The organism is Kocuria atrinae (assembly GCF_039531425.1).
GTDB lineage: Bacteria > Actinomycetota > Actinomycetes > Actinomycetales > Micrococcaceae > Kocuria > Kocuria atrinae.
This window is the reverse complement of sequence record NZ_BAAAQA010000008.1, coordinates 112,330-122,187: the sequence shown is the minus strand read 5'-3', so window position 1 is coordinate 122,187 and position 9,858 is coordinate 112,330. Positions and strand designations below refer to the sequence as shown.

Annotated in this window: 8 protein-coding genes and 3 tRNA genes; 8 read left to right on the top strand and 3 right to left on the bottom strand. The window is 63.1% G+C overall.

Going from position 1 to position 9,858, the window contains the following annotated elements:
* Positions 1 to 737: 737 nt before the first annotated feature.
* Positions 738 to 1,217, top strand: a complete 480-nt coding sequence (locus ABD283_RS05165) for a hypothetical protein (RefSeq protein ID WP_344223929.1) — start codon at positions 738 to 740, stop codon at positions 1,215 to 1,217.
* 209 nt (positions 1,218 to 1,426) lie between these two features.
* Here the strand turns inward: ABD283_RS05165 and ABD283_RS05160 are convergent, their stop codons facing one another.
* Positions 1,427 to 2,809, bottom strand: coding sequence for a D-arabinono-1,4-lactone oxidase (locus ABD283_RS05160; protein ID WP_344223928.1), 1,383 nt, complete (start codon positions 2,807 to 2,809; stop codon positions 1,427 to 1,429).
* 222 nt (positions 2,810 to 3,031) lie between these two features.
* On the opposite strand from ABD283_RS05160, the gene ABD283_RS05155 reads away from it, so the two are divergent.
* The 4 genes from ABD283_RS05155 (at position 3,032) to ABD283_RS05140 (ending at position 4,442) form a co-directional block, all read left to right on the top strand.
* Positions 3,032 to 3,979: a universal stress protein gene (locus ABD283_RS05155; protein ID WP_344223927.1), complete on the top strand. Its 948-nt coding sequence runs from the start codon at positions 3,032 to 3,034 to the stop codon at positions 3,977 to 3,979.
* Between the two features lie 91 nt (positions 3,980 to 4,070).
* A tRNA-Glu gene (locus ABD283_RS05150) sits at positions 4,071 to 4,143 on the top strand.
* Between the two features lie 90 nt (positions 4,144 to 4,233).
* Positions 4,234 to 4,307, top strand: a tRNA-Asp gene (locus ABD283_RS05145).
* 62 nt (positions 4,308 to 4,369) lie between these two features.
* A tRNA-Phe gene (locus ABD283_RS05140) sits at positions 4,370 to 4,442 on the top strand.
* Between the two features lie 132 nt (positions 4,443 to 4,574).
* Here ABD283_RS05140 and ABD283_RS05135 read toward each other — a convergent pair.
* On the bottom strand, positions 4,575 to 5,354 hold the full coding sequence (locus tag ABD283_RS05135; RefSeq protein WP_344223926.1) for a TVP38/TMEM64 family protein: 780 nt from the start codon (positions 5,352 to 5,354) through the stop codon (positions 4,575 to 4,577).
* 26 nt (positions 5,355 to 5,380) lie between these two features.
* Positions 5,381 to 6,355, bottom strand: coding sequence for an NYN domain-containing protein (locus tag ABD283_RS05130; RefSeq protein WP_344223925.1), 975 nt, complete (start codon positions 6,353 to 6,355; stop codon positions 5,381 to 5,383).
* A gap of 190 nt (positions 6,356 to 6,545) precedes the next feature.
* On the opposite strand from ABD283_RS05130, the gene ABD283_RS05125 reads away from it, so the two are divergent.
* The 3 genes from ABD283_RS05125 to ABD283_RS05115 all read left to right on the top strand — a co-directional run bounded on the left by ABD283_RS05125 (position 6,546) and on the right by ABD283_RS05115 (position 9,815).
* The gene (locus tag ABD283_RS05125; RefSeq protein ID WP_344223924.1) at positions 6,546 to 7,088 is read left to right on the top strand and encodes a DUF4242 domain-containing protein; all 543 of its coding nucleotides are present in this window, start codon (positions 6,546 to 6,548) and stop codon (positions 7,086 to 7,088) included.
* Entirely contained in the window at positions 7,088 to 8,122 is a 1,035-nt protein-coding gene (locus ABD283_RS05120) for an acyl-CoA dehydrogenase family protein (protein ID WP_344223923.1), read from the top strand. The genes ABD283_RS05125 and ABD283_RS05120 overlap by 1 nt, the downstream gene beginning before the upstream one ends.
* 226 nt (positions 8,123 to 8,348) lie before the next feature.
* Entirely contained in the window at positions 8,349 to 9,815 is a 1,467-nt protein-coding gene (locus ABD283_RS05115; RefSeq protein ID WP_259916293.1) for a sodium/glutamate symporter, read from the top strand.
* Positions 9,816 to 9,858 lie beyond the last annotated feature (43 nt).

Here is a 9,858-nt window from a genome sequence, read left to right as displayed (position 1 = left end):
ATCATGGGCCAACCCATCACACAACACCCCTGTCACTAGAAGCGTTGCAACCACCCTCTGAACCCGCGCCGTTTTTCTGGCCGTACCGTCGACCAGTTTGCAGTGGGGCTCGGGTCGCTGGTTCTAGCGTCGAGCCGACTGCACGGTGCCGCGAACTCCACATCGGGCAGCTGTCGTTTCTATCGGCCGGACGGATTCCTACTCTCCGAGATATGAAGAAACTCGGTAAACCCTTGGCGCTAGGACCGCGGCCACTCGTGAGGTCCACCGCGGAGCTGGGTAGTCGGGCTCGAGATCTTGAGAGGCGCCCGGGCACTCACAAATTGGTTCGGGGTATGTGGGTTTGCTCGGAAGCTCCGCCGGAGCCAGTCCAAGGGTCCCTGCTGTTGCACGACCACTATTCGAAGAATGGCGTGGGCCTGAGTATCACCGGCATTCATGCGCTGGAGTTGTTCACCCTGCCGGTCGGATACACCAAACGATGGGTCAGCGACTTCTTGAACGACCCAGCACCCCCGCGGGCACGCGAACTGAGGCAGGCCTTCGAAACTCCACACCTTGCGTGGTCTGAATCCCGCCCCGCGGTACGTGAGCAGGGAATGAGATTAACCAAGTCCCATGGGCTGAAAACCTATGCGGGTCCCTGGGGTACGCGACTGGCCCATCCAGTCGAAGCTCTGGTGGTAGCAGCACCCTACCTTTCTCAATGGCGGCTGACTGCCTGTCTGGATGCGCTGATGTCTGGAGCATTGCAGATTTCAGAGTTCACCCCTCAACCCGCAATGACCAACGAGGAAATCACGGCAGCTGTTTCACGCCTGCCAGCGCGGAACCCAGCCGTCATCGCGGTGAAGCGGGCACTGAGTAACGCGGCAGATCGGGTGTGCTCACCCATGGAAACGTTGGTGCGCCGGATGGTTGCGACTCAGGGCTTCTCGGAGCCGTCCTTGAACCATCCAGTGATGATCGAAGGGGAGCTCGCCTACCCAGATCTTTCCTGGCCCGAACTGCGAGTGGGCCTCGAATACAACGGGGAGATCCACCTGCTGGATCGTCGCACCTACGGCACCGAGATGAATCGCATCCGCACGTTCCAAGATCACGGCTGGGACCTCAACATCTTGGTGCTGGACGACCTCGAAGACCCTGCTCTCCGTTGGAAGTGGATGCAGTGGTTGGCTGAAAAGCTCAATCGCGGCTCCCAACGCGCAAGCTGATCAACGTTAGAACCATGACTTTCAGCCCCGCGTAATTTCCTCGACGTTAGCGCCCTGGAATCGGACTTCTTGGGTCGTAGCGTCGATCAAATTGCATACGGGTGGAAAGCAGTGGTCAAAACGTCAACCAGGATGCGCCAGCGGCCAGTGGGTACTCCCGTCGTGGTCGCACAGTCGATCAGAATGCGGCCGACCTCAGGAATACTCACCTACAGCCCCAACAGCGACCTCGCGTGGTCGTTGAGGAGCAGGCCGTTGGGGTCCAGTTCGGAGCGGATTTTCAAGAAGTCGCCCCAGTGCGAGTACATGGGTTTGAGCGTTTCGGCCGTTTGAGTGTGAATGGCTCCCCAGTGGGGGCGGCCGCCGTGTTCCAGGAAGATCTGTTCGGCAGCACGGAAGAACTCTTCATAGGGGCGCTTGCCGTACTGGCGGAGACTGATCCAGCCGGTGTATCGCCCCGCGGAGGGGGAGAGGTAGCCCTGTTCCGGGGGCGAGCATCGCACCAGAACCGGGAACGACAAGGTATAACCTTCGCGGTCCACCAGTTCTTTCAGGGCCCGGAACGCCGCGGCGGTGTTCTCCAGCGGCAACGCGTACTCGGTGGACACGAAGCGCACCGCGCGTGGGGCGGTGAACACACGGTAGGACACGTCCGTGTAGCGCCGGGAGCTCTTGGACATGGATTCCAACTTGTTCAGGCCGGGCACGGTTTTTGGTGCCACGGAGGCCAAGCGGCCCAGGCCGGAGGTCAGGGAGGTGCGCAGAACGGCGTCGTCGGCTCGGCGGAGGACACGCGAAATGGGTGAGGCCGGGCGGGTGTAGGTGTCCGGGAGGCGGTGAAGGCGGCTGAGAATGCGAGTGTGCACGGTGGAGCGGCCGGGCATCCAGAAGAATTCGAAGTGGTCCGCGCCGGACATGCGCTCGGGCAGCGAATCAACGAGCCTGTCGAGCGGTTCCCGGAACTCGGCGCAGTGCAGTCGGAAGGCGCTCACGCACTGAATGGTGACGGACACGATGACACCCAGCACACCCAAGTGCACGCGGGCGGCTCGCAGGATCTTGGGGTGAGAGGTCTCGGAGCATGTGATGAGCTCACCGGAGGGGGTGGCGATGGTGATCTCGATGATCTGCTCGGACAGCGAGGGCTGCCCCAGGCCGGTGCCGTGGGTGCCCGTCGCGATGGCGCCGGCAATGGTCTGACCCGTGAAGTCCGGCATGTTCGCCAAGGCCAGACCGTTCTCCTCGAGGATGTGGGAGATCTGTTGGATGGTCGTGCCGCCGAAGAATGTGGCTTGTTGCTTCTCCGTGTCGATCGAGCTGAGGCCGGTGAGTGCGGTCGCGTCCAGGAGTACGTCCGAGGTGGGAACCAGCGGGGAGAAACTCTGTCCGGAACCGGCCGGGCGCACTCGAAGACCTTGTGCGGCGGCATCGCGCAGGACCTGTTCGACCTGGTCCGTGTTCTCGGGCCGCACGATCGCCGCGGGTTGTACGGTGAGGTTCTTGCCCCACGAACGCCATGTGTCCTGGCTGACCTTGGCGGTCAAGGCTGACGACTCTGCGGGTTCGTCTGGTGTTGCAGACTGCTCGTTCACGGTTCGTATCCTTCCTCAGGATCTTTCCCGGGACCGCGGTTCGGGGTCTTCCCCGTGACACTGATCCAGGTGCTTTCCTTAGGACCATCCTCCGGACCCACCCCATCATCTCACCACGGCCTGGAAAGCAGGCCGCGATCTCCACATGAGCCGGTTTCACCCCCATCCGCAAGGACTGAGGACTACGCTTGAAGTAACGGATCGGCGAGAGGAAGGCACGCCATGACCCTGAACGGCCGAGAAATTGTCGTGGGTGTGGACGGCACGGACCAGAGCCTGGGAGCCCTGCGTTGGGCCGCCCGCGAAGCGAAGCGCCGTGGTGCCCCACTGCACCTGGTGAGTGCCTACTCCGTGCCGGTCTACGCGGGTTCCACTTTTGACGTTGGGTATGCCGCGTTCGACCAGGCCGCCCTGGACAACGCCGTCAGGGAGCTCGTGCGCGAGGCCGCCCAGCACGTGCAGAACCTCGATGTGGAGGTGCGTTCCACGGTCGAAACCGGTGACCCGTCGGGTGTGCTCCTGGAGCTGAGCAAGTCCGCGCAGCTGTTGGTTCTGGGTTCCCGCGGGCGGGGCGGTCTGCTAGGGCGTCTGTTGGGTTCGGTCTCAACTGCCGTTCCGGCCCACTCGCACTGCCCCGTGGGCATCATTCCGCTGCCGTGGGCGCGTGAACACCAGCTGGAGCGGGACATCAATCAGGCCAAGGCATTCGTCGACGGCGTGGCGGTGGGTTCGGACGGTTCCGAGCATTCCGGTGTGGCCATGCTGCGGGCGGCGGAGGAAGCGCAGTTGTTCGGCGTGCCACTGACCGTGGTGTGCGCCGTGCCGCCCATGGCGGGTGCGGCGTCCTGGATGCCCACTCCCGTGGACTTCGAGAATATCTACCAAGAGATCGCGGATGCCCTCAACGCATCTGTGCGCTGGTTGCGCGGACACTTCCCGGATCTGGAGATCAACGCTGAACTGCTGGACGGGTCACCGATCGACGTTTTGGTGGAGCAGTCCAAGCAGAACCGAATGGTGGTCATGGGTACTCGTGGTCGCGGCGGATTCGCCGGAATGCTGCTGGGTTCCACCTCCCAGGGAGTCATTCACAACAGCGCCGGACCGCTCATGATCATCCAGGGTTTCGAGGACGAACGACTGGCTGATCGGCCCGAGGTCACCCTGTGATACTCGGGTTTGTGCAACCGGGGTGTTTACCTCTAAGCTACTGAAGGTCCATCGTCCACTGATGCGCAAGCGGAAGTCGGGCGACGTTCTGGCCCCCATCGTCTAGCGGCCTAGGACACCGCCCTTTCACGGCGGCGGCACGGGTTCGAATCCCGTTGGGGGTACGTTTTCTCGCGAGAGAATCTGATGCGGTGAACGATTTGCTAAGGCAGTGAGTTCTACTGGTAAGATATCCACTCGTTGGAAACAACTAAGGCCCTGTAGCGCAGTTGGTTAGCGCGCCGCCCTGTCACGGCGGAGGTCGCGGGTTCAAGTCCCGTCAGGGTCGCTCAGACGGCGATGAAAAGGAAACTTTTCGCGCCGTCGCGGCATATCCCAGGCGATATGCCTGGCTCTGTAGCTCAGTTGGTAGAGCGTACGACTGAAAATCGTAAGGTCACCGGATCGACGCCGGTCGGAGCCACTGAACCCTCGCGTGGCTTCTACACGCGGGGGTTCTTCCCATTTCTGGACCCGTTTCTCGCCGCCAACGTCCCGCTCGGTCGCTTCACCCCGGACGATGACGCCGCTCCGCCGCCCTCACGCCACATCTCACCTAATGCCGAGCAGCCTTCCACCGTTTATACGCCCACACGGTCATGACCAGCACCACGATCCACGAGAGCACCACCACGGTGCCGTGGAAAATCGTGGGGTCCGCGACGAACGCCCCCAACGCCACGAGTGAGACCTGCCCGGGGATCACCGCAATCACGCTGGCCCCCAGGAAGTCACGCTGCGTGATGCCAAATGCCCCGCTGCCGTAGTTGACCGGCCAATAGGGGATGCCGGGAACGAGGCGCAGTGTGCACACGGCCTCAAATCCAGCTCCGTCCAAGCGGCTCTCGATTTTCTCGCTGTACTTGCCGAGCACCTTGCGGACGGCGTCGGTGCCCAACGAGCGGGCCAACCAATATGCACCCCAGGATCCGATCAACACTCCGATCACGGAAAACAGGCTGCCCAGCACCACTCCGAAGATCAACCCGCCGGCCACGGCCATGATGGTCACGGGAATGGGTGTCAGGGCGACCACGGCGTAGAGGCCGATGAACACCAGCCAACTCACCCAGCCGAAACCCTCGATCCGAGCCTGCATTTGATCGGCCGGTGGTAGTTGCACGTTGAAGAACAACCACAGCATGACGATCAGAACCACGATGAGGACGGCGTTGCGAGCGAAGGATCCCCAATTGATCCCGGAACCCTGATCGGAGCTTGCCGCCGTACTCGATGAATGCGGCTTTGGGGTTGCGGGCGAGTCCTTGGACGGATTCCCGGACGGTTCGCGGGGCGTATCGCCGGAGGGATCTGGAACTACTGGCTCGTGACTCACACGCTTCAGACTAGAGCACCGCCGTGTTAGTCCAGCGCGTCGATAGTGTCCCAGAAGCACTTGCGCAGGTGCTTCCGCACGGGTTGCAGGTCGGTGTCCGATTCCCCGATGCGTGCGGCGCAGTCTCGCAGAAGGGTGGAATCGATCTCCGTGGGCAGGATCGGCCGCTCTTCCAGAACGGACTGCACTTCGGCTAACGGAGTGGTCTGGTACCAGTTGCGGGCCAGGCTCTCGGCGACCTCCTCCGCCACGGCGAATAAGTGGGTGAGGTCCACTTCAGGTTCCTTGACCGTGATGAACGTGGCCTTCTTACTGGCCAGGGTTGCCGGTGTGACCTTCGAGGGTCCCGGACCCGGTGTGGGCCCGGCGGACGGTGCGGCTGCAGAATGAGCGGCGGGGTGCGATTCCTCATCGGTTCCCGGGTCCGATCCCGGAACCACCGCCCGCGTGGCCGGGGTGAAGGTCGAGTGAATGAGCTCCTGCGGGAGCACGATAATGCGGTCCACCTTGTATGCCAGGTGCTCCGCCACGGACTTGATGCCCAGGTAACGGTTTTTGTCCTCCAGCGCCAGCAGCACCACCTTCATGCCCAGGTCCTGGGCGGCCTCCACGGCTTCGGCCAGATCGTCGTCGCCGCTGAGGAGGTAGGCGACCTTGGCGGAACCGTTGCGGGCCACCTCGACCAGGTCCAGACCCAGGCGCAGGTCCACGCCCTTCTGCTGCCCGTTCACGCCGATGCGCCCCAGTCGGACCTTGACGTCGTCGAGCAGGGAGATCTTCTTGTGCCAGTCGCTGAACACACCGTCCCGGGACGCGTCGTACCAATAGATACGCAGGGGATCCAGATGGCAATTCTCGCGGGTGATGTCAACGATCCCCGAGATGAGCTGCTCGGCATCCACCCGGGTGGCGGCGCGAAGAGATGTTCCGGTCACGGTGGAACTACCGGCGGACAGTAAAAAGCCCGCGTCGATGAAAATGACGCTCTGGTCATGAAACATGGTTCAGACCCAGTCCTTTCGGGGATCAATCGAAAGCGGTGCAGGGTCCCTTGATCATAGATCGCCCATGTTGAGCAACGCCTGAACCGGGTTTTCGCCCAATGTTGCGCAGTGTGACTTTTCTCTTGGGTTGCCTCCCGGCCCGCGCGTAGCGTTTAACGCAATCCGACAACCAACGAGAGGAATCTCCATGTCACTCCAGCTTTTCGAAGTAGTTCCCACCAACGCCACCCGCGAGGGTGCTCAGTCCGTGATCGAGGCGATCGCTTCCGCGGCCGAGCAGAACGGCGCTCAGGTCCTCGAATCCCAGGTCACTGAGGGCCAGGGTCGTGTGTTCACCGTGGTCGAGCTCGACGGCGATGACACCACCGCCCTGGACCAGGCCATCCGCAGCGGCGTGGCCGATCAGTCCACCGAGGTCACCGGCCCGGATCAGGTTCGCCTGGTCGGCGCGGACATCGAGGACATCCGCAAGGCCAAGCCCTCCGCCGAGTACCTGGTCGAGTGGGACATCCCCGCCGAGATCGACATGGAAACCTACCTGGGCCGCAAGAAGGCCAACGCCCCCAAGTACGCCGAGGTCCCCGAGGTCAGCTTCCTGCGCACCTACGTCCGCGAGGACACCGTGAAGTGCCTGTGCTTCTACAACGCTCCCGATGAGGACGCCGTGGTGCGCGCTCGCGAGGCCGTCACCACCCCCATCGATCGACTGCACCACCTGGCAGGCAAGTAATGCCCGTTCCTTCAACCGTTCAGCAACCGGTCGCGGATTCCTTGCTGGCCAACGTTGCCGAACGCGCCGCGAGTATCGACCGGGGTGACGTCCAGACCGACGTCGCTCTGGCCGAGTTCGGGCAAAATGGTGCCTTCGACGTCGCGGCCCAGGGCGACGTCGCCGGGGTCACCGCGCTGCTCGAGACGCTGGCTCGCGAGTGTTTTTCCACCGCGTTCAGCAGCTGGGGTCACAGCATGACCATGCTGTTCCACCGCGCGGGCGGGTTCGAGGTTCCGGAGGAATTAATCAACGGTTCCGTGGCTGGCGTTTCCGCCATGGCACCCGCGTTCAAGTGGGCGTCCGAGCTGGGTGACATCCCCGTGGAGGCCGCAGCAGATGGCGATTCGGTGGTGCTCAACGGCAAAATCGTGTGGGCTTCCAACCTGTTCCCGAACGCCATCGTCATGATGCCGGTGCAATTCGAGGACGGCACCCAGACCATCGCCCGCGTGCGGGTCGGGGCCGAAGGCCTCTCCGTGAAGCCCTCGGCTCCACTCATGGCGCTCAACGGCACCGCGAGCGGTTCCCTGGCCCTGAACAACGTGCGGATTCCCGCCAGCGACGTCACCGGTGTACCGCTCAAGGAGTTCCTGGCCAAGGTCCGCCCCGGTTTCCTGCTGGCGCAGACCGCGTTCTGTATTGGTTTGGGCGCGCGCAGCCTGGACGAGGCGGCGTCGTCGGTGGAAAAGCCCGGCCCCAACTCCCTGTTCCGCGACCGACTGGATGCCCTGCGCGAGACCGAGCAGAGCTTGCGCAATGAGCACGCGTCGCTGTTGGAGAAGGTCACCTCGCCGGTGCGCCTGCTGCAGCTGAGGCTCGACGCCGCTCATTTCGTGAGTGCCGCGACCAAGCTCGAGGCCACACTTGCCGGCGGACGCGGCTACCTCGCAGACACGGACACGACCCGGCGCGTGCGCGAGGCGGCGTTCCTGCCGGTGCAGTCGCCCACCGAGGGGCACCTCCTGTGGGAGATTCAGCGCCAGAGCGCCTGACGCATACTCACCGAAGAGCCCCGAGCACTGTGTGCCCGGGGCTTTTCACTGCGCCGTAACGCAATGACGGGAGCGGCAGGGGCTGTGTTGATCGGGACGTAGGACACATCAGTCTCATAAACTGAGATTCTCAAACATCAGCTGGGGACACTCCTTCGGGGCGCTCTTGACCCTCGCTATGTGACCTGCGACCGTTTTCGATCCCCGATCACTAGAGGTGGTTCCCGTGTCTCCAGAGGCCGTTGGTTTTTCGTTCCTGATCCTGGGGGTGGCGCTGCTCCTGGGTAAGTTCGTGCGCGTGAAAGTTGGCTGGGTCCAGAGCCTGTTCCTGCCGAGTTCCATCATTGGCGGCGCGATCCTGTTGCTCCTGGGCCCGCAGGTTCTCGGCCGCTTCAACGGCCCGTGGGGTGAGAGCGGACTCTTCACCGAGGGCATGGTCGAGACCTGGGGAGTGCTGCCCGGTCTGCTCATCAGCGTCATCTTCGCGACCATGTTCTTGGGCCAGGACCTTCCCTCGCCCAAGCGCGCGGCCAAGCTCGTGGGACCGCAGCTGTCGCTGGGCGTGGCCTTCGGCTCGGGTCAGTACGTGATCGGTCTGCTGCTCGCCGCCCTGATTCTGGTGCCCGTCTTCGCTGCGGCTCCCATGACCGGTGCGTTGATCGAGATCGGCTTCGAGGGCGGTCACGGAACCGCTGCCGGTATGCGCCCCGTCATGGAAGAACTGGGCTTCGGTGAAGGCGCGGACCTGGCCGTGGGCCTGGCGACCGTGGGCATCGTGGGCGGCATCATCATCGGTATTGGCCTGATCAACTGGGGTGTGCGCACCGGTAAGACCGAAGTCCTCAAGGGCGACGTCAAGATGTCCGTGGCCGAGCAGAAGGGTCTGTTCCGCAGCGACGAGTACTACTCCGCAGGCACCATGACCAGCCGCCCGTCCTCCGTGGAACCGTTCTCCCTGCACATGGCGATCGTGGCCGTGGCCATCCTGATCGGTTGGTGCATTCTGGAGGGGCTGCGCTGGATCGAGCAGCAGACCTACGCCAGCGTGATGTTGGATGACACCACCCCGCTGGAGATCTTCGCCTACGTTCCCTTGTTCCCCATGGCGCTGTTGGGCGGTGTGATCTTCCAGCTGGTGGCCAAGAAGTTCGGGTTCGACCGCTACATCGACGCCCAGGTGATGCTCCGTATCCAGGGCCTCGCGCTGGACTTCCTGATCGTCTCCGCCATCGCGACGCTGTCCCTGCAAGCGGTGGGCGACAACCTGGCGGCCTTCGCAATCCTGGCGGTGGCCGGCATCGCGTTCAATGTGGGTATCTTCATGTGGTTGGCACCCCGCATCATCGGCCGTTACTGGTTCGAGCGCGGCATCGGTGACTTCGGTCAGTCCATGGGCGTGACCGCCACCGGCCTGATCCTCATGCGCGTGGTGGACCCGGAGGCCGAGACTCCGGCATTCGAGGCCTTCGGTTATAAGCAGCTGGTCTTCGAGCCATTCTTCGGCGGTGGCCTGGTCACCGCGCTGGCGGTGCCCATCATCTTCCTGACGGGCGTGTGGCCACTGTTCTTCGTAATGCTCGCGGTGTTCATCATTGCCGTGCTCACGGGTCTGTTCTACTTCCGCCCCAGGGAGATGAAGGACCGCGAGGAACACACCCAGCAGATGGAGCAGCAGAAGCAAGCGGAAGCCTGATCGCTTCCACAGCCTGATGGCAGTCACCGGCGGCCCTGAACGC

Bases quoted from the DNA above. Each gene is read 5' to 3' on its own strand.
- ABD283_RS05130 (WP_344223925.1), bottom strand. From the start codon at position 6,355: ATGTTTCATGACCAGAGCGTCATTTTCATCGACGCGGGCTTTTTACTG.
- ABD283_RS05125 (WP_344223924.1), top strand. From the start codon at position 6,546: ATGTCACTCCAGCTTTTCGAAGTAGTTCCCACCAACGCCACCCGCGAG.
- ABD283_RS05165 (WP_344223929.1), top strand. From the start codon at position 738: ATGTCTGGAGCATTGCAGATTTCAGAGTTCACCCCTCAACCCGCAATG.
- ABD283_RS05120 (WP_344223923.1), top strand. From the start codon at position 7,088: ATGCCCGTTCCTTCAACCGTTCAGCAACCGGTCGCGGATTCCTTGCTG.
- ABD283_RS05155 (WP_344223927.1), top strand. From the start codon at position 3,032: ATGACCCTGAACGGCCGAGAAATTGTCGTGGGTGTGGACGGCACGGAC.